The organism is Sphingobium quisquiliarum P25, from assembly GCF_000445065.1.
Lineage (GTDB): Bacteria > Pseudomonadota > Alphaproteobacteria > Sphingomonadales > Sphingomonadaceae > Sphingobium > Sphingobium quisquiliarum.
In genome coordinates this window covers 17648-35368 of sequence record NZ_ATHO01000067.1, presented here as the reverse complement: position 1 = coordinate 35368, position 17721 = coordinate 17648, and the positions used below count along the sequence as shown (strand labels likewise).

The following is a 17721-nucleotide window of genomic DNA, read 5'->3' as shown; positions in this document are numbered from 1 at the left end:
CCCTGCACGGCGCGGCGCAGGGGCTGAGCCAGCCCGACCGGGCGCTGGTCCATGCGATAGCGGCGGAAACGCTGCGCCACCTGCCCGACCTCGACGCCCTGATCGACGGCGCGACGCGCCAGCGGCTGCCAGACGATGCGAAGGCGCGCATGGTGCTGCGCATCGCCCTTGTCCAGCTGCTGGCGCTCGGCACCGCGCCGCATGCGGCGATCGCGACCGCGCTGCCGCTGGTCGATGGCGGACCGCGCAAGCTGGTGCATGGCGTGTTCGGCACGATTACGCGTGCGGCCCCCAGCCTTCCCGATCCTCCCGCGCTGCCCGCCGAGGTGGTCGCGCGCTGGACGGACCTTTGGGGTGACGCCATGCCGCCAGCGGCTGCGCAGGCCTACGCCATGCGCCCTCCGGTCGATCTCAGCCTCCGCGACCCGGCGGAAACGGCGCGATGGGCCGAAGCTTTGGGCGGGGAGAGCTTCGCCCCCGGCCATGTCCGCCTGCCGGGACATGATGCCGTCCCTACCCTGCCCGGTTTCGAGGAAGGCGCATGGTGGGTGCAGGACATCGCCGCATCATGCCCGGCGCGGCTGTTGGGGCCGGGCGAGGGGCGCGCCGTGCTCGACCTGTGCGCGGCGCCCGGCGGCAAGACGATGCAGCTCGCGGCGGCGGGCTGGCAGGTGACGGCGGTCGACCAGTCGAAGAAAAGGCTGGAGCGGTTGAGCGCCAATCTCGCTCGCACCTCGCTGAAGGCCGCCATCGTCCAGGCCGACCTGCGGCAATGGGAGCCTGCGGAGGCGGTCGATGCGATCCTGCTGGATGCGCCGTGCAGCGCCACCGGCATCTACCGCCGCCATCCCGACGTGCTGCACCGCATCGGCCAGCGCCAGATCGAGGAGGCAGCCGCATTGCAGGCGGAACTGCTCGAACGGGCGGCGCAGTGGCTGAGGCCTGGCGGGACGCTCATCTACGCCACCTGCTCGCTGGAAAAGGCGGAGGGAGAGGAGCAGATCGAACAGTTCCTGCAAAGCCGCCCCGAATATCGGATCAAGCCTGTGGAGGCCGCCGAACTGCCTTTGGGAGTCGCGCCTTTGCCGGAAGGCTGGCTGCGCACCCTGCCGGACACGCTGGCGGAGAAAGGCGGCGCGGACGGCTTTTTCATCGCCCGGCTTGCGCGCGCCCCGTCATAGATCGTAGCATCGGCAGCATCCGCCTGATCGCCTGAAAGGCCAAGCTTGCGTCCGGCAGAGCCCCTGCCTCTCAACCATAGCTGGCCGCTGTTCGACCTGCATGCCCATCTTGCGCCGCTGACATCCGATGGCCGCCTGTTGCGCGACGAACATGCATTGGCGGACATGGGAATCGGCCAATGGCATTGCGATCTTGCCGGTGACCGGCTGAGCTGGACCTCCGGCGTCTATGACCTGTTCGGCCTTGACCGGAATATGAGGGTGCCGCGTCCGCTCGCCGTGTCGCTTTACGTTCCCGACAGCCGCGAGGCGATGGAGCAGCTTCGCGCCTATGCCATCCGCTATCGCCGCGGTTTCACGCTGGATGTGGACATTCGTCCGCTGGGCAGCGGCGGCCGCACCATGCGCCTTGTCGCTGCCCCGATCCTGCAAAATGATCAGGTCGTGGCGCTGCATGGAATGAAGCGGCTTCTGCCGCGCGGAGCGGGGATTTCGCCGCGCCAGGAACCTGCGCTCCTCCCCCCGCCCTGAAAAGGCGGAGCCACGGCGCGAGAACGCTGTGGATAAGCTGGAAATGGAGCGTTGCCCTTGTCACCGCCCCCCGTTAGAGCGGGCTGTTGATGACCAGCCCGATCCTGATTTCACCCTCCATCCTTTCCGCCGACTTCGCCCGCCTGGGCGAGGAGGTTCGCGCCATTGACGAAGCGGGCGCGGACTGGATCCATATCGACGTGATGGACGGCCATTTCGTGCCCAACATCACCATCGGTCCGGGCGTGGTGAAGGCGCTGCGCCCGCACACGCAAAAGCCGTTCGACGTTCACCTGATGATCTCTCCGGTCGATCAGTATCTGAACGCCTTCGCCGAAGCGGGCGCGGACATCCTGACGGTTCATCCCGAAGCGGGGCCGCATATCCATCGCTCGGTGCAGCATATCAAGTCGCTGGGCGTGAAGGCTGGCGTGGTGCTCAATCCCGGCACGCCCGCCAAGATGCTCGACTATCTGATCGATGACGTCGATCTCATCCTGGTGATGAGCGTCAATCCCGGCTTTGGCGGGCAGAGCTTCATCGAGAACCAGCTTCGCAAGATCGAGGCGATCCGCAAGATGATCGGCAAGAGCGGCCGCGACATCCGGTTGCAGGTCGATGGCGGCATCGACTTCACCACCGCGCCGCGCGCGATCGAGGCGGGCGCGGACGTGCTGGTCGCCGGCACGGCCACCTTCCGCGGCGGGCCCGACGCCTATGCGGGCAATATCAGGAAGCTCAGGGGCGGGTGAGCGACCGCAGGCGCACCCCTGCTCCATCGGTGCCGGACCTGGCCGGGAACGGTCAGGAGGATGACGGGATCGAACAGGGCAAGCGGCTCATCCGCATCGCGGATGACAAGGGCCTGTCGCTGGCCCAGAGGATCGCCAACCGTTTCTACCTGATGAGCTGGAAGACGCCGATTCATGGGCGGCGGCTCAAGGGCAAATATCCGCTGAAACTGCTGGCGGTGCCGGAAGATGAGATGCCGGGCGACGTCCGCGCGGGTCAGGCGATCCGTGCGGGCTATTTCCTGTTCCGGGGCACGCGCCAGCCGATCGACGCGCTGGATTTCGAGCGGCTGACGCTGGTCCCCGCCTTTGCCGACTATCTCCACAGCTTTGCGTGGCTGCGCGACCTTGCGAGCGCGGGGACGCGGGAACAGGGGGCGCCGATCGCCGAAGGCGTGATGCGCCGTTGGCTCGCCGTCCATGCTGACACGCCCAGCGAGCCAGCCTGGCGGGCGGACAATGCCGCATGGCGGCTGCTATTCTGGTCGGCCCATGCGCCGCTGATCCTGTCGTCAAGCGACCTCGTCTACCGATCGCTGGTGCTCAACAGCATCGCGCGCACCGCCCGCCATCTCGACCGGGGAGCGGACAAGGCGCCCATCGGCCTGCCGCGCCTCGCCGCATGGGGCGGAATCGTGGGCGTGTCGATGCTGCTGCCGGGCGGCGCGGCGCGGAAGATTTTCGGAGAGGCGGGGCTCAAGCGCGCGATCGACAGCGCCTTCCATACCGATGGGGGCATCATCTCACGCTCTCCGCTGGACCAGTTCCAGGCGATCATGCTGCTGTCGATGGTCCGTTCCGTCTATGACGTGCGGCGCGAGCAGGTTCCGCCCTTCCTGACCGAGGCGCTGGCCCGCGCGGTCCCGGCCCTGCTGGGCCTGACCCATGGCGATGGGGGGCTGGGCAGCTGGCAGGGCGCGGCCGCCATCGATCCGGCGTCGGTGGAAGCGCTGGTGCGCGCCAGCCGCGTCCGCGCCCGCCCGCTGCGGCAGGCGAATGACTGGGGCTATCAACGGCTGGCTGCTGGCGGGACAATCGTGCAGATCGACGCCGCGCCCCCGCCGGTCGCCCGGCTGGCGGCGGCAGGCTGCGCATCCACCGGCGCGATCGAGATCAGCGACGGGCGGCAGCGGCTGGTCGTGAATTGCGGCGGCGCGGCGCTGGGCGGTGCATGGATGCCCGAAGCGCTGGCGCAGGGGCTGCGCACCACGGCGGCGCACAGCACGCTGGTGCTGAACGACAGCAATTCGACCGCGCTCCTGCCGGACGGCACGCTGGGGCGCGGCGTCACCGAAGTGGAGCTGCACCGGCAGGAAACCGACAGCGGCAGCCGGATCGAGATCAGCCATGACGGCTATGTCAGACGCATGGGCTATGTCCATCGCCGGCTGCTGCTGCTGAGCGGCGATGGCAAGGAAATCCGGGGCGAAGACCTGCTGACGCCCGCCGCCCGGCGGCGCAAGCCGGTGAAGCTGTCCATCCAGCTGCGCTTCCACCTCGCGCCCGGTGTCGAGCCGACCTCCACCGCCGATGGCATGGGCGCATTGCTGCGCATCGATGATGGCGCGATCTGGCAGTTCCGCGCGAATGGCGGGAAGCTGGCGGTCGAGGAAAGCCTGTGGGTCGATCATGAAGGACGGCCGCATCCGGCGCGGCAACTGGTCGTCACCGGCGAAGCCCTTCCGGGCGGTTCGACCATTGGCTGGCTGTTCAAGAAGGTGGGCTGACGCTCGGCCCTGCTCCTGCGCAGGATGCATGTCGCGCAAATGGGGCATCGCGGTCCCTATCGCTTGCCGCCGGAGCCAAGCGGCACTAGAGGGCGGCGCAAGCCCGAATGCGGCACCCAGCATCAGGATTCTCGCCATGACCGACGTCACCATCAAACGCGCCCTCCTTTCCGTTTCCGACAAGTCAGGGCTTGTCGAACTGGGCGAGGCGCTTGGCCGTCATGGCGTGGAACTGGTGTCGACAGGCGGCACGGCCAAGGCGCTGCGCGAGGCGGGGCTGGAGGTTAAGGACATTTCCGACCTGACCGGCTTTCCCGAAATGATGGACGGGCGCGTCAAGACGTTGCATCCGAAGGTGCATGGCGGCCTGCTTGCCGTGCGCAACAACGCCGACCATGTCGCGTCGATGCAGGAGCATGAGATCGGCGCGATCGATCTGGTCGTGGTCAATCTCTACCCCTTCGCCGCCACTGTGGCGAAGGGCGCGGATCGCGAGGAGATCATCGAGAATATCGACATCGGCGGGCCTTCCATGGTCCGTTCGGCTGCGAAGAATCATGAAAGCGTCGCCATCGTGACCGACCCGGCCGACTATGCCCGCCTGATCGCCGAGATGGAGGAGAAAGGCGGCGCGACCAGCTATGACTTCCGCCGCATGCTGGCGGCCAAGGCCTATGCGGCGACGGCGGCCTATGACTCCATGATCGCAAGCTGGTTCGCTTTCGCCGATCAGGGCGTGGAGTTCCCGGAAACGCTCGCCGTTTCCAGCAAGATCGGCGCGACGCTGCGCTATGGCGAAAATCCGCACCAGTCGGCCGCGCTGTACCTGCCGGTCATGGGGGGCGCGAACGGCATTGCCCAGGCGCGCCAGATCCAGGGCAAGGAACTGAGCTACAATAATTATAACGATGCCGATGCCGCGCTGGAGCTGGTGAGCGAATTCCGCGACGGCCCGCCGACCGTGGTGATCGTCAAGCACGCCAATCCCTGCGGCGTGGCGAGCGGCGATACGCTGATCGAAGCCTATGAAGCCGCGCTCGCCTGCGACAGCGTATCTGCGTTCGGGGGCATCATCGCCGTCAACCGGCCCCTTGATGGCCCCACCGCCGAAGCGATCAGCGGCATCTTCACCGAAGTGGTCGCCGCCCCGGATGCTGACGAGGATGCCAGGGCGATCTTCGCCAAAAAGAAGAATCTGCGCCTGCTGCTGACGGGCGAGCTGCCCGACCCGGCCCGACCCGGCCTGATGATGAAAAGCATTGCGGGCGGTTTGCTGGTGCAAGGGCGCGACAATGGCCGGGTCAGCCGCGACATGCTGAAGGTCGTGACCAAGCGCGCGCCGAGCGAGCAGGAACTGGCCGACTGCCTGTTCGCCTGGACCGTCGCCAAGCATGTGAAGTCCAACGCCATCGTCTATGCCAGGGACAACAGCACCGCCGGTATCGGCGCTGGCCAGATGAACCGGCTGGAATCCGCCCGCATTGCAGCATGGAAGGCGAAGGATGCCGCCGAAAAGGCCGGTTGGGACAAGGCACGCACGATCGGATCGGCCGTGGCGTCGGACGCCTTCTTCCCCTTCGCCGACGGGTTGCTGGCGGCGGTCGAGGCGGGGGCGACGGCCGTGATCCAGCCTGGCGGCTCCATCCGCGACGATGAGGTGATCGCCGCCGCTGACGAGGCGGGGCTGGCGATGGTCTTCACCGGCATGCGGCACTTCCGCCACTGATCCGGGCAGCCGGATGCGAAAGCCGCCAGACCCTTTCGCATCCGCAAAAATCGCGGTTTTCCGCCACTTTCTTCCGACTGGCCCTTTTCATCCGCTGGACGCAGGCTTATCTCACTGCGCGACCCTTCTCCCACGTAGGCGCGGGGCGATCGTTCAGTTGAACAGGAGAAACAGGATGACCAAGAAGACGCTGGCGGCGCTGGCCGCCGCGATGACTTTCGCCCTTCCCGCTTCCGCTCTTGCCGGTGACGGCATGGACGTGATCGTCGACGGACGGACCGGCACGGAAACCCGCAGTGTGATTGTCTCGCTCGCGGACCTTGACCTTGGCAGCAGCCGTGACGCGCGCCGGGCCGATTCCCGCATCAACCGCGCCGCGAAACAAGTGTGCGGATGGATGAGCGGAACGATCCTGCAACCCAGCCGCGAATATCGCGCCTGCTTCGACGACGCGCTGAGCGGCGCCCGCGCCGATCTCGCTTCGCTGGCCCAGGGGCAGCATCAGGGTTGATCCTTCTTCCCGCTTTCGAAGGGGCTGCCTGCCTGCCTGCCGGGCGGCTCCTTTGCCTAACCGGCCGTTAACCATTCCTTAGATGATTTCCGTCATCCGCCATTATAGATGGATTTTATCGGGGGCATGGAATGCCGGGGATCGACCAGAATGTGGACGTCGCCATCATCGGCGCGGGCCCTGCCGGCCTTACTGCGGCCTATCTGCTAACCAAGAAGGGCTATTCCGTAGCCGTCATCGAAAAAGACCCGGTCTATGTGGGCGGCATCAGCCGCACGGTCGAGCTGAACGGCTTTCGCTTCGACATTGGCGGCCACCGCTTCTTTTCGAAGTCGAAGGAGGTGGTGGACCTCTGGAACGAGATACTGCCCGACGATTTCATCCAGCGGCCGCGCATGAGCCGCATCTATTATGAAGGCAAATTCTACAGCTATCCGCTGCGCGCCTTCGAAGCCCTTCTGAACCTGGGCTTCTGGCGATCGGCCCTATGCATGGCGAGCTTCGCCAAGGCGAAGCTGTTTCCCAACCGCAACGTCCGCTCCTTCCAGGACTGGACGGTGAACGCCTTTGGCCACAAGCTGTTTTCGATTTTCTTCAAGACCTATACCGAAAAAGTGTGGGGCATGCCCTGCGACGAAATGTCGGCCGACTGGGCGGCGCAGCGCATCAAGGGATTGTCGCTGTGGGGCGCGGTCAAGGACGGGTTGAAGCGCTCGCTTGGGCTCAACAAGCGGCCAAATGACGGCATGGCGGCCAAGACGCTGCTGGAAAGCTTCCGCTATCCGCGCCTTGGGCCCGGCATGATGTGGGAAGCCGCGCGCGATTTCGTCGTGGGCAAAGGCAATCAGGTGCTGATGGCGCACAGCCTGGAACGGCTTGTCCGCAACGATGCATCGGGTCAGTGGCAGATGATGGCCAAGGGCCCCGATGGCAAGGTGCTGCTGACATCCACCCATGTGATCAGTTCCGCGCCGATGCGTGAACTGGCCGGGCGCATCCATCCCCTGCCCGCGACGCTGGGCAATGCGATGGAGCTTAAATATCGCGACTTCCTGACCGTCGCCCTGATGATCCGGTCGGAGGACCTGTTCCCCGACAACTGGATATATATTCACGACAGCAAGGTGCAGGTCGGCCGCATCCAGAATTTCCGCAGCTGGTCGCCCGAAATGGTGCCTGACCCGACGCTGGCCTGCGTCGGCCTTGAATATTTCTGCTTCGAAGGCGATGGTCTCTGGGCGTCGAGCGACGCCGATCTGGTGGAACTGGCCAAGAAGGAAATGGCGCTGCTGGGCCTGTGCGATCCCGCCGATGTCGTGGGCGGCGCGGTGGTGAGACAGGAAAAGGCCTATCCTGTCTATGACGATCATTATGCCGCCAATGTGCTGGCGATGCGCACCGAGTTGCAGCAGCTTTACCCGACGCTCCACCTGGTCGGACGCAACGGCATGCATCGCTACAATAATCAGGACCATGCCATGATGACGGCGATGCTGACCGTCCGCAACATCGAGGCGGGCGAGACGCTGTACGACATCTGGGCCGTCAACGAGGATGCCGAATATCATGAAGCAGGGGAAGAGGGGCAGGATAAAGCGGGAGAGCAGGCCGCCCTGTCGAGCCTGCGCGGCGTGCCGGGCCGTTTGAAGGCAGCCTGAAAAAGATGCATCGGCGGCCATCCGCACTGGCGTCCTGCGCGGGCGGCATCCTCGCCCGGTTCACCTTCACCCGCTATCTGATGGCGAGCGTCATCGCGCTTTGCGCAGACATGCTGCTGTTCCTTGCCCTGCTGAAGGCCGGAGCGCCTCCAGCGGCGGCGGGCTTTGCCGGATATGCGGGGGGATTGCTGCTGCATTGGATGATCAGCATCCGTTTCGTCTTCGTCCCTTCCGAGCAGGCCACGCACGGCCAGCGCATCGGTTTCGTGGTCAGTGCGGTCATCGGGCTGGCGCTCACCACCGGGCTGATCAGCGGCTTAACCGGAGCAGGCCTCGCGCCCGCGCTCGCCAAGCTGATCGCCATCCCGGTCAGCTTCCTCGCTGTCTACGCGATTCGGAAATATGGCGTCTTCTCCGCTGCCTGAGCATCTGTCCGCCGCTTATCGCCGGAGCGCGACGCGATTCGCTCCCGGCGCGCGCTGGGCCTTTCTGTTCTGGCTGCTGTGCTGCGCCGTCCTGCTATGGCTGTCGCGGCAGGATATCGCCACCCTCACCTTCCGTGACCCGGACGACGCCATGCGCTTGCAGCAGGTGCGCGACTGGCTGGGCGGGCAGGGCTTTTACGACGTAAGCCAGCATCGCGTGAGCCCGCCGGTGGGCGGTCCAATGCACTGGTCGCGGATCGTGGATGCACCGATCGCCGGGCTCATCATGATGCTGCGGCCCTTGCTGGGATCAGCGGTGGCGGAGACGGTCGCCTGCGCGGTGACGCCGCTGCTCCTGCTCGGCTGGCTGACAGGGGCGTTGTTCATCGCCGCCCGCCGCATTGCCGGGGCACCGGCTGCCCTGCTTGCGGCAGCGCTGCTGCTGACGACTCCGACCATCCTGGTTCAGTTCAATGCGCTGCGGATCGACCATCATGGATGGCAGATCATCATGGCGGCGATCGCGCTCGGCGGCGCGCTCGATCCGCGCCCGGCAAGGGGCGGATGCATCGCCGCGCTCGCCATCGCGGTCTGGCTGCAAATTTCCAGCGAAGGCCTGCCCTATGCGGCGCTGTTCGCCGCCGTCTTCGCGCTGTGGCAATGGCGTGATCGCGATCAGGCCCCGCGCTTCGAGGCCTTTGCGATTGTGCTGGGTAGTGCTGCATTGGTATTGCTCGTCTTGCTGCGAGGACCGGCAGCGCTGCTGGACCGGCACTGCGATGCGCTGTCTGCGGCCTATGTCTGGCCGCTCGCCGCATTCGCCGTGGCGACGCCGCTTCTGTTCCGGCTGATGCCTGCATCCACGAGCGGCCGCTTCATGGCGGCAGGGATCGGTGCGGCGTCCGCTGCGGCTGTGTTCGCACTGACCGGCGGCCCTTGCCTCACGGGCGATCCGTTCAGGGCGCTGGGACCGGTCGCCTACAAGCTCTGGTATCTACAGGTCATGGAAGGCCGTCCGATCTGGGAGCAGAGCCGGTCACTGGCCGGGCTGATCGTCCTGCCGCCGCTCGCCGGGCTTGCCGGGACGATCGCGGCGGGTTGGAGCGCGGGCAACCAGCGTGAACGCGACCGCTGGATCGTTGCGGGGCTGCTCCTTGCCGGTGCGACAGCGGTGGCGATAATGGTGATGCGAGCGATGTCCGTCGCGCATGTGCTGGCGCTGCCGGGCATTGCATGGCTGATGGCGCAACTGCTTCGCCGCGCGCAGAGCCATGCGAGGGCGATCGTGCGCGTCCCGGCATCGGCCGCCGTCGCGCTGCTCGCGCCCGCCGCGCTGTGCGCGCTTTGGATAGTCATCGTTTCCGGCAAGGGTGAAGAAGACAAGCCGCAAGAGGCGGCCGCTGATTGCCGTTCGGGATCGGTCCTGGCGCCGTTGCGTAACCTGCCCCGGTCGACATTGTTCGCGCCGCTCGACATGGGGCCGGACATATTGATCCGCACGCCGCATTATGTCGTCGGCACGGCCCATCACCGCAACGCCGCTGGCATCACCGCCGTCGTGGAAGGCTTCATCGCACCGCCGGAGCGGGCGCGGGAGGTCCTTGCGCGGCTGAATGACGGACGCGGCGTGGACTATGTGATCGGCTGCAAGGGACTGAACGAGTTCAACCATTATGCCCGCGATCATCGCGGCAGCCTGGCCGCCGCCCTCGACCGGGGCGCGCCTCCGGCCTGGCTGCGCCGGCTGCCAGCGCCGGAACCGCTGCGCATCTACAAGGTCATGCCGGTGAAAAACTGAGCGCCACGCCGTTCATGCAATAGCGCTTGCCTGTGGGACGCGGGCCATCGTCGAACACATGGCCAAGATGCCCGCCGCAGCGCGCGCAATGCACCTCTGTCCGGGGAATGCCCAGCGTGAAGTCGCGCGAGGTTCCGACAGCCTTGGGGAGCGGGGCCCAGAAGCTGGGCCAGCCGGTGCCGCTGTCGAACTTGGTGGCGGAACGGAACAGGGGATGGCCGCATCCCGCACAGGAAAAGACGCCGCTGCGATGTTCCTTGTTCAGCGGGCTGGTGAAGGGCCGTTCGGTCGCATGCTTGCGCAGCACGTCATAGGCGAGCGGGCTGAGCCGCTTGCGCCACTCGCCATCGCTCAGCGAGAAAGGATAGGCGGCAGCGGCGGCATCCCCCGCGCCCAGCCGCCACAGGCCGATCGCCGCGATGCCATAGAGGCCGCCGCCGAGGAGTGTCCGCCGGTTCATGGGCCCGCCTTACGCCGCCGGGGCTGAGCGCCGCCTGAACAGCCCGCGCCTGCGCGCGGGGCCGGACTTCAGCACATGACGGCGGAACAGCGTCACGCCGAAGCGGATGATCAGCGCCACCCACAGCGCCTGCCAGGCGATCGCCAGCAGATGGGGCCAGATCGCCGCGTCCTGCGCCGCCCGCGCGATCATGACGAAGGGGGAGGAGAAGGGGAATATCGCACCGGCGATTTCCGAAGGCGATCCCATATGATCGACGGCATAGGTGGCGAAGAAGAAGACGACCATCTGCCCCATGGTCACCGGCATGTTGAGCGTCTGCACTTCGCGCACGGTCGCCGCCTGCGCGCCGATGCCGAGGAACAGGGAGCCGAGCAGGGTATAAGCCATAGTGAAATATACTGTTCCGAGCAGTAGAAACAGCGGCCAGCCGACCGCCGGGGTCGGGGGGGTCATATTGGGTCCGGCGAAGGTCAGGATGGCGGCGAAGACGCCTGATCCCCAGAAGCAGATGCCCACGAAGCTCATCGCCAGCATCGCCATCAGCTTGCCGAGGAAGACGGCGTCGATGGGCACGGCGGCGGCAAGTATCTCAATGATTTTATTGGTTTTTTCTTCCACGAGATTGGAAAGGACCATGCCCGCCAGCAACATGGTGAGCAGGAAGATCAGGACCTGCGCCGCGCGGCCCGTGAGCATGCGCGATTGCGCGTCCGCACCGGCGCTGGCGGTCACTGGCTGCTTTTCGACCCTGACATGGGGAAGCCGTTCCCCCGCGAGTGCGGCGCTGGCGATGAGGCTGATGTCGCCTTCCAGCCAGGCGAGATCGCTGGCCTTGCCGGTAAGGACGGGCCGTTCGACCGTGCCGGACACCACGGCAAGGAAGCGGGCGTCCGGCCGCGCCAGCAGCGCCCGGGGATCACCGGCCGGGGCGCGTTGCAGGCGGGGCAGCTTTTCCCCGCCCAGCCGGTCGGCGATGATGCGGTAAGCCCCCTCCATCCGCGCGGCGTCGGCGGCGGACATGGAGATTCCCACGGTCGGACGGAGTCCTTCGGTCGTGATCTTCTCCCCCAAACCGCCAAAGGCCATGCCGATGACGACAGGGAAAAGCGGCCCCAGCAGGAAGAGAATGAAGGTCTTCGACAGGATCACCGCCGAAAAGTCACGGCGGGCGATGACGAATGCGGCGCGCAGAACCTCGCTCATGCGGCTGTCTCCTCCGCTTTTTCTTCCATCTGGCGGGCGGCGGCGGCTCCGGCGATCGACACGAAGGCGTCGTGCAGGCCAGGCCGTTCGATCGACAGGCTTTCGATCCCCGCCTGCCCGTCCAGCAGGGCGCGGAGCAGCGGCTCTATGCCTTCATCGGGCATGTCGAAATGCCATGCGCCATCCTCCGCCAGCGTCTCCGCAGGCAGCACTCGCCGCCATGGGCCGTCGCTCGCCCTTGTGCGCAGCCGCACCTGGGGGCGCAGCCTGTCGCGGGCTTCGCCCACCGACCCTTCGAACCGGATGCGGCCGCCAGCGACGATCGCGATACGCTCGCACAGCCGTTCGGCATGGGCGATGACATGGGTGGAAAACAGGATGGTGACGCCGCGCCGCGCCTGATCGCGGATCAGCGTTTCCAGCTTCCCCTGATTGATGGCGTCGAGGCCGGAAAAGGGTTCGTCCAATACGATCAGCCGCGGTTCGTGCACGATGGTGCCGAACAGTTGGACCGTCTGAGCCATGCCCTTCGACAATTGCCGGATCGGCTGGTCGATCGACGCGCCCATGCCATGGTCGGTCAGCAGCGCGCGGGCGCGTTCCCGCCCCAGCCTGAGCGGCAGGCCGCGCAGCGCGCCCATGAAGGCGATCGCGTCGGCCGCCTTCATAGACGGGTAGAGGCCGCGTTCTTCGGGCAGATAGCCCACGGACCGCGCCTGCCGCAGCGGCGCGGGGTCGCCCAGCAGGGTGCGGTGCCCCTCATCCGGGTCGATGATGCCGAGCAATGTGCGCAGCAGCGTCGTCTTGCCAGCGCCGTTGGGACCGAGCACGCCATAGATCGATCCGGCGGGCACGGCGATGTCGATGCCGTCGACCGCGCGGAAATCGCCGAATGTCTTGACAAGACCATGGCCTTCGAGAGCATGTAGGGGGGATGGAGCCGGGGTGTCGCCGATCATCCGATCCTGATAGTCGCACGCCATGCCAACGCAAATGGAAACCTTCGAACAACGCCTTAAGGCGGAAGCGCTGCGGCTGGGCTTCGCCGCCTGCGCCATCGCGCGCGCCGACGCCGCGCCGGAGGCGGGGCGAAGATTGCGGGAATGGCTGGATGCGGGCCGCCATGGCGACATGCTGTGGATGGAGGAACGGGCGGAGCAGCGCGCATCCCCCGCCGGTCTGTGGCCCGACGTGCGCAGCGTCATCATGCTGGGGATGAGCTATGCGCCCGGCCGCGATCCCTTGGCGCTGGCGGAAGCGGGCGGGCGCGGGCGCATATCCGTCTATGCGCAGGGGCGCGACTATCATGACATCGTCAAGAAGGGGCTGAAGGCGCTGGCCCGATGGCTGGTGGAGCAGCAGCAAGGCGCGCTCAAGGTGTTCGTCGATACCGCGCCGGTGATGGAAAAGCCGCTGGCGCAGGCAGCGGGCCTTGGCTGGCAGGGGAAGCACAGCAATCTGGTGAGCCGCGCCCATGGAAGCTGGCTGTTCCTGGGCGCGATCTACAGCGAGATCGCGTTGGAGCCCGATGCGCCCGAACGGGATCATTGCGGAAGCTGCGCCGCCTGTCAGGCCGCCTGCCCCACCGGCGCCTTTCCCGCGCCCTATGTGGTCGATGCGCGGCGCTGCATATCCTACCTCACCATAGAGCATAAGGGGCCGATCCCCGATGCGCTGCGCGTCGGCATCGGCAACCGCATCTATGGCTGCGACGATTGCCTGGCGGTGTGCCCATGGAACAAGTTTGCCGACAGGGCGGCGGCGAACAGGGCCTTTGTCGGGCGGGCCGAGCTGGCCGCGCCTTCGCTGGCCGACCTGCTCGACCTGGACGATGCAGGCTTTCGCGAGGTTTTTTCAGGCTCCCCCATCAAGCGGATCGGGCGCGGGCGCATGGTGCGCAACGCCGCGATCGCCGCCGGGAACAGCGGGGACAAGGATTTGCTGAACCGGCTGCGTCCCCTGCTGGCCGATGCCGATCCCGTGGTGGCCGAAGCCGCCGCCTGGGCGATCGGGCGGCTGACCGCCCCGCCCGCCTGACGGATCAGCGGCCGCGCAGCGTGGCGGCGCAGGCGGCGGGATCGATATCCGTCCCGGCGGGCGTGCGCGCGTCGACATGGGTGACCACCGGCTCCTTGCCACGCGCCGGGGCATAGAGATAGGTGTCGAGGACGCAGCGGCCATTGGCGAATTGCAGCTTGTGCGCCGTGCTTTCCCTGATGTCGAGGCGGGGCGTGCCGAACATCTGCGTCAGGCCGCGCGCGTCCATGCCCATCAGCGGCCCCGGCTTGGTAAAGGCGCTGGCAGGCGGGCCGGGCGGCGGATTGATCGCCGCGGGCGGCACCATCTGTCCGGCGCAAGCGGCAAGCGGCATGGCGAGCAGGGCGGCCTGTATCAGCCGGGCGTGGGTCATGCGAGCGTCCTCCTGCCATGCAGCATGTGCACCGCCATAGCCGCGCTCCAGACCGGCGCAAGCAGGTTGAGCAGCGGAACGAGGAAGATCAGGGCCGAAACGAGGCCCATGAGCCACCGGTTGACGCTGGTGATGGGCGGCAGCGCCGGATGGCGCGGCTCCACCATGTCGGCAAGGTCGCGGCCGAGCAGATAGGCGTTGAGCAGCAGGAACAGCCCCGCCGTGCCCACGCCCGTCGCGAGCAGGGCGAGATAGGCAGGCAGGGCCAGCAGGTTCCAGCCGATGGTCCGCGCCGCCGACGCCAGGGCATAGCGCAGGCTGCGCGTGAACCCCACCGGCCGCGCGGTGGCAGCGGCATCGGGATAGCTTTCCCGCTCCACCGCCTGCACGATGTCGTCGGCGAACAGGTTCATGACGGCCATGGCCGCCGTACGGAACAGCAGCCAGCCCAGCGCGATCGCGCCCAGGGCCGTTGCCGCCGCCTCCGCCATGCCGCCGCCGCCCCAACCGAAATAGACGCGCACGGCATGCACCGCGCTCCACAGGCCCAGCGCCGCCATGGCGAACAGCAGCAGGGTCAGCAGCAGCGTCTTGCCCAAAAGGCGCAGCGCCGACCGGTGGAAGATCGCGGGAAAGGCGCGCAGGGCGGCGATGATGACCATGTCCTGCCTATCCCGCTCCGCCGCCGCCACGTCAATCAGCGCCGTTGCGCCGGGCCGCGCCGCCCGATAGAGACCGCTGCCAAATTCGCTTGTTTTCCGTTCCCCATGCAAAAGGATATCGCGTGACCGCTGCCCCCACGCTTGATGTTGTCGCCATCGGCAACGCCATTGTCGACGTGCTCGCCCCCAGCGATGACGCGTTCCTTGCCGAACATGCGCTGACCAAGGGCGGCATGCAGCTGATCGACGCCGCGACGGCCGAAAGCCTCTATGCCGACATGGCGGCTGGCAAGGAAGTGAGCGGCGGATCGGCCGCCAACACGCTGGCGGGCCTTGCGGCGCTGGGCAAGAAATGCGGCTTCATCGGGCAGGTGTGCGACGACCAGCTTGGCGCGGTGTTCGCCCATGACGTGCGCGCGCTGGGCATCCGCTACGACACGCCCGCCGTGAAGGGCGACGTGCCCACCGCGCGCTGCCTGATCCTGGTGACGCCCGATGCGCAGCGGACGATGAACACGTTCCTGGGCGCGTCGCAGTTCCTGCCAGCTTCGGCGCTGGACATGGACCTGATCCGGTCCGCCTCCATCCTCTATCTGGAAGGCTATTTGTGGGACCCCGAACAGCCGCGCGCGGCGATGCGGGCCGCGATCGACGCGGCGCGGGGCGCGGGGCGCAAGGTCGCCTTCACCCTGTCCGACAGCTTCGTGATAGACCGTCACCGCGATGACTTCATCGACCTGATCGACAAGGGGCTGATCGACATCCTCTTTTCCAACGAGGGGGAAATCCAGTCGCTGGCGCAGATCGACGATTTCGAAAAGGCGGTCACCGCCATCGCCGCGCGCGTGCCGGTGCTGGTGTCGACCCGCAGCGAAAAGGGCGCGATCGCGCTGATCGACGGCGTGCGCTACGAAACATTGGCCGCGCCGGTCGAAGCGGTGGTGGACACGACCGGCGCGGGCGACCTGTTCGCCGCCGGTTTCCTGGCGGGGCATCTGGAAGGGCTGGATGTCGAGACGTGCCTGAAGCTGGGCGCTGCTGCCGCGGCGGAGGTGATTTCGCACTGGGGCGCGCGGCCGGAGCAGGATCTGCTGGCGATCCGCGCCAGCGTGCTGGGCTAGGCGGCCGCCGGGGCGTCCGGCTTCGCCTTCTGGCGGCGGAACAGGGCCCGGTCGTCCGGGCCGAAGCCCCAGCGCCAGATGACGAGGCCGTAGACGCCCAGGATCGTCACGACGCCGAAGACCAGCTCGACCCATTCAAGGCTGGGCGGCAGCGCGACGAACCCGGCTCCCACCGCGCAGGCCACCGCCGACGCGCCGAGCAGGGGCCAGCGCCACGCATTGACCCGCGCGCCCAGCAGGCGGGAGAGCAGGCGCGCTTTCACGATCGCGCCCACGCCCAGCGCGATGCACAACGCCAGCGCAGGGGCGGCGGCGATCATCATCTGCGACAGGCCGATGTCGCGCGCCAGCAGGATAAGGCCAAAGCTGAGCAGGGCCTGCAATGCGATCATCAGCAGCGAGATCATGAGGTTGCGGTGGCGCGCGATATAGACCAGCGCCGATTCGCTGACGACGGCGGTGGCGGCAACCACCTCCGCCAGCAACAGGAAGGCGAGCGCGCCGGTGCCGCCGACGAAATGCGGCCCGACCAGGCCCATGACCGCCTCCCCCGGAATGCCAAGCGCCAGCGCGATCCCCGCCTGCGCGGCGATGATCCAGAAGCCGACCTGGCTCACCTGCCGGGCGATGGCGGCCAGATTGCCTTCGGCCAGATTGCGGGTGATGACGGGGCCAAGGATCGGGTCGAAGCTGGTCTTGAGCTTCTGCGGCAGGGACGCAACCTGCTGCGCGACATAATAGATGCCGACCGCCGCCGGGCTGACGAACAGGCCCAGGATCGCGAGGTCCAGCCTGCGCGACCCCCATTCTATGCCATCCGCCGCCGCCAGCGGCAGGTTGCGCCGGGCGAGCCTCCACAAGCGCCCCAGGTCGGGACGCCAGCCATAGGGGATGCCGTAATGGCGCGTCATCGGGATGATCGACGCGACCAGCGCAGCAACCATCGACAGGACATAGGAAAGGATCAGGCCGTCGCGCGTCGAATAGAAGGCGAAGGCGAAGGCGCCGATGCTGATCGCCCAGGGTTCTATGATCGATCGCGCGCGCACGGTCGCGCCAATGTCGAAGCGATAGGCGCAGGCCGCCAGCGCCACGTCCGACCCGGCGACCGCGATTACGATCAGCGCCAGCAGCCGGTCGAGCCCGTTGACCCCGCTATTGGGGAACATGGCGTGGGGAAAGGCGACCAGCAGCCCGGCGGCCAGCAGCGACGCGGCCAGCGTCACCACCATCGCGTCGGTGACGACATGGCTGTGCGGCCGCTCCGTCTGCGCCAGCGCGCCCGCTAGCCCGCGCTTCAGCCCCAGCGTCGCAAGCTGCGCCGCGAACTCGACGACGAGCACCGCATAAGCGAAACGGCCCAGCGATTCAGCGCCATACCACCGCCCGGCGATGAACAGGAACGGCAGGCGCGCGGCAAGGCGCAGCAGGAAACCCAGAAGGTTCGTCCGGCCGCCCCTGGCAAGAGCCGCAATATCATCCTCTTGCGGAGAAGGCGGGTCCGTGACCGGCAA

General features: G+C 67.1%; 17 protein-coding genes. 11 read left to right on the top strand and 6 right to left on the bottom strand.

Annotation, left to right across the window (positions count from 1 at the left end):
• Positions 1 to 2 precede the first annotated feature (2 nt).
• The 9 genes from L288_RS29700 (at position 3) to L288_RS29660 (ending at position 10348) form a co-directional block, all read left to right on the top strand.
• A complete protein-coding gene (locus tag L288_RS29700; RefSeq protein WP_084465690.1) occupies positions 3 to 1181 on the top strand; it encodes an RsmB/NOP family class I SAM-dependent RNA methyltransferase in 1179 nt (392 codons plus the stop codon).
• 45 nt (positions 1182 to 1226) lie between these two features.
• Complete coding sequence (locus tag L288_RS29695) at positions 1227 to 1712, top strand: hypothetical protein (protein ID WP_021237821.1); 486 nt, start codon at positions 1227 to 1229, stop codon at positions 1710 to 1712.
• Between the two features lie 89 nt (positions 1713 to 1801).
• Entirely contained in the window at positions 1802 to 2464 is a 663-nt protein-coding gene (gene rpe / locus L288_RS29690) for a ribulose-phosphate 3-epimerase (protein ID WP_021237820.1), read from the top strand.
• A complete protein-coding gene (locus L288_RS29685) occupies positions 2461 to 4230 on the top strand; it encodes a heparinase II/III family protein (RefSeq protein WP_021237819.1) in 1770 nt (589 codons plus the stop codon). Before rpe ends, L288_RS29685 begins: the two co-directional genes overlap by 4 nt.
• A 136-nt stretch (positions 4231 to 4366) precedes the next feature.
• The gene (purH, locus tag L288_RS29680) at positions 4367 to 5956 is read left to right on the top strand and encodes a bifunctional phosphoribosylaminoimidazolecarboxamide formyltransferase/IMP cyclohydrolase (RefSeq protein ID WP_021237818.1); all 1590 of its coding nucleotides are present in this window, start codon (positions 4367 to 4369) and stop codon (positions 5954 to 5956) included.
• A 175-nt stretch (positions 5957 to 6131) separates the two neighbouring features.
• Positions 6132 to 6467 (top strand): UrcA family protein, encoded by a 336-nt coding sequence (locus L288_RS29675; RefSeq protein WP_021237817.1) that lies wholly within the window; start codon positions 6132 to 6134, stop codon positions 6465 to 6467.
• Positions 6468 to 6598: 131 nt separating this feature from the next.
• The gene (locus L288_RS29670; protein WP_021237816.1) at positions 6599 to 8125 is read left to right on the top strand and encodes an NAD(P)/FAD-dependent oxidoreductase; all 1527 of its coding nucleotides are present in this window, start codon (positions 6599 to 6601) and stop codon (positions 8123 to 8125) included.
• A 5-nt stretch (positions 8126 to 8130) separates the two neighbouring features.
• Positions 8131 to 8550, top strand: coding sequence for a GtrA family protein (locus L288_RS29665; RefSeq protein ID WP_021237815.1), 420 nt, complete (start codon positions 8131 to 8133; stop codon positions 8548 to 8550).
• A complete protein-coding gene (locus L288_RS29660) occupies positions 8528 to 10348 on the top strand; it encodes a hypothetical protein (RefSeq protein ID WP_021237814.1) in 1821 nt (606 codons plus the stop codon). The genes L288_RS29665 and L288_RS29660 overlap by 23 nt, the downstream gene beginning before the upstream one ends.
• On the opposite strand, the gene msrB is transcribed toward L288_RS29660, so the two are convergent.
• From msrB to L288_RS29645, 3 genes are read right to left on the bottom strand one after another with little or no spacing between them, the layout of a single operon-like run.
• Positions 10329 to 10808: a peptide-methionine (R)-S-oxide reductase MsrB gene (gene msrB, locus L288_RS29655; RefSeq protein ID WP_021237813.1), complete on the bottom strand. Its 480-nt coding sequence runs from the start codon at positions 10806 to 10808 to the stop codon at positions 10329 to 10331. The two genes, L288_RS29660 and msrB, sit on opposite strands and share 20 nt — an antisense overlap.
• A 9-nt stretch (positions 10809 to 10817) precedes the next feature.
• A complete protein-coding gene (locus L288_RS29650) occupies positions 10818 to 12014 on the bottom strand; it encodes an ABC transporter permease (protein ID WP_021237812.1) in 1197 nt (398 codons plus the stop codon).
• Positions 12011 to 12973 carry an ABC transporter ATP-binding protein gene (locus L288_RS29645; protein ID WP_031304218.1) on the bottom strand — a complete coding sequence of 321 codons (963 nt, stop codon included), beginning with the start codon at positions 12971 to 12973 and terminating at the stop codon, positions 12011 to 12013. The genes L288_RS29650 and L288_RS29645 overlap by 4 nt, the downstream gene beginning before the upstream one ends.
• A gap of 34 nt (positions 12974 to 13007) precedes the next feature.
• Between L288_RS29645 and queG the strand changes: the two genes are divergently transcribed.
• Positions 13008 to 14051 (top strand): tRNA epoxyqueuosine(34) reductase QueG, encoded by a 1044-nt coding sequence (gene queG, locus L288_RS29640; RefSeq protein ID WP_021237810.1) that lies wholly within the window; start codon positions 13008 to 13010, stop codon positions 14049 to 14051.
• Between the two features lie 4 nt (positions 14052 to 14055).
• Here queG and L288_RS29635 read toward each other — a convergent pair whose 3' ends face one another.
• Positions 14056 to 14424: a hypothetical protein gene (locus tag L288_RS29635; protein WP_021237809.1), complete on the bottom strand. Its 369-nt coding sequence runs from the start codon at positions 14422 to 14424 to the stop codon at positions 14056 to 14058.
• Positions 14421 to 15086, bottom strand: coding sequence for an EI24 domain-containing protein (locus tag L288_RS29630; protein WP_031304214.1), 666 nt, complete (start codon positions 15084 to 15086; stop codon positions 14421 to 14423). Before L288_RS29630 ends, L288_RS29635 begins: the two co-directional genes overlap by 4 nt.
• 122 nt (positions 15087 to 15208) lie before the next feature.
• On the opposite strand from L288_RS29630, the gene L288_RS29625 reads away from it, so the two are divergent.
• The gene (locus tag L288_RS29625) at positions 15209 to 16207 is read left to right on the top strand and encodes an adenosine kinase (RefSeq protein ID WP_021237807.1); all 999 of its coding nucleotides are present in this window, start codon (positions 15209 to 15211) and stop codon (positions 16205 to 16207) included.
• On the opposite strand, the gene L288_RS29620 is transcribed toward L288_RS29625, so the two are convergent.
• Complete coding sequence (locus tag L288_RS29620; RefSeq protein WP_021237806.1) at positions 16204 to 17721, bottom strand: lipopolysaccharide biosynthesis protein; 1518 nt, start codon at positions 17719 to 17721, stop codon at positions 16204 to 16206. The genes L288_RS29625 and L288_RS29620 overlap by 4 nt on opposite strands.

Bases quoted from the DNA above. Each gene is read 5' to 3' on its own strand.
- rpe (WP_021237820.1), top strand. From the start codon at position 1,802: ATGACCAGCCCGATCCTGATTTCACCCTCCATCCTTTCCGCCGACTTC.
- purH (WP_021237818.1), top strand. From the start codon at position 4,367: ATGACCGACGTCACCATCAAACGCGCCCTCCTTTCCGTTTCCGACAAG.
- L288_RS29675 (WP_021237817.1), top strand. From the start codon at position 6,132: ATGACCAAGAAGACGCTGGCGGCGCTGGCCGCCGCGATGACTTTCGCC.
- L288_RS29670 (WP_021237816.1), top strand. From the start codon at position 6,599: ATGCCGGGGATCGACCAGAATGTGGACGTCGCCATCATCGGCGCGGGC.
- L288_RS29665 (WP_021237815.1), top strand. From the start codon at position 8,131: ATGCATCGGCGGCCATCCGCACTGGCGTCCTGCGCGGGCGGCATCCTC.
- L288_RS29660 (WP_021237814.1), top strand. From the start codon at position 8,528: ATGGCGTCTTCTCCGCTGCCTGAGCATCTGTCCGCCGCTTATCGCCGG.
- msrB (WP_021237813.1), bottom strand. From the start codon at position 10,808: ATGAACCGGCGGACACTCCTCGGCGGCGGCCTCTATGGCATCGCGGCG.
- L288_RS29650 (WP_021237812.1), bottom strand. From the start codon at position 12,014: ATGAGCGAGGTTCTGCGCGCCGCATTCGTCATCGCCCGCCGTGACTTT.
- L288_RS29645 (WP_031304218.1), bottom strand. From the start codon at position 12,973: ATGATCGGCGACACCCCGGCTCCATCCCCCCTACATGCTCTCGAAGGC.
- queG (WP_021237810.1), top strand. From the start codon at position 13,008: ATGGAAACCTTCGAACAACGCCTTAAGGCGGAAGCGCTGCGGCTGGGC.
- L288_RS29635 (WP_021237809.1), bottom strand. From the start codon at position 14,424: ATGACCCACGCCCGGCTGATACAGGCCGCCCTGCTCGCCATGCCGCTT.
- L288_RS29630 (WP_031304214.1), bottom strand. From the start codon at position 15,086: ATGGTCATCATCGCCGCCCTGCGCGCCTTTCCCGCGATCTTCCACCGG.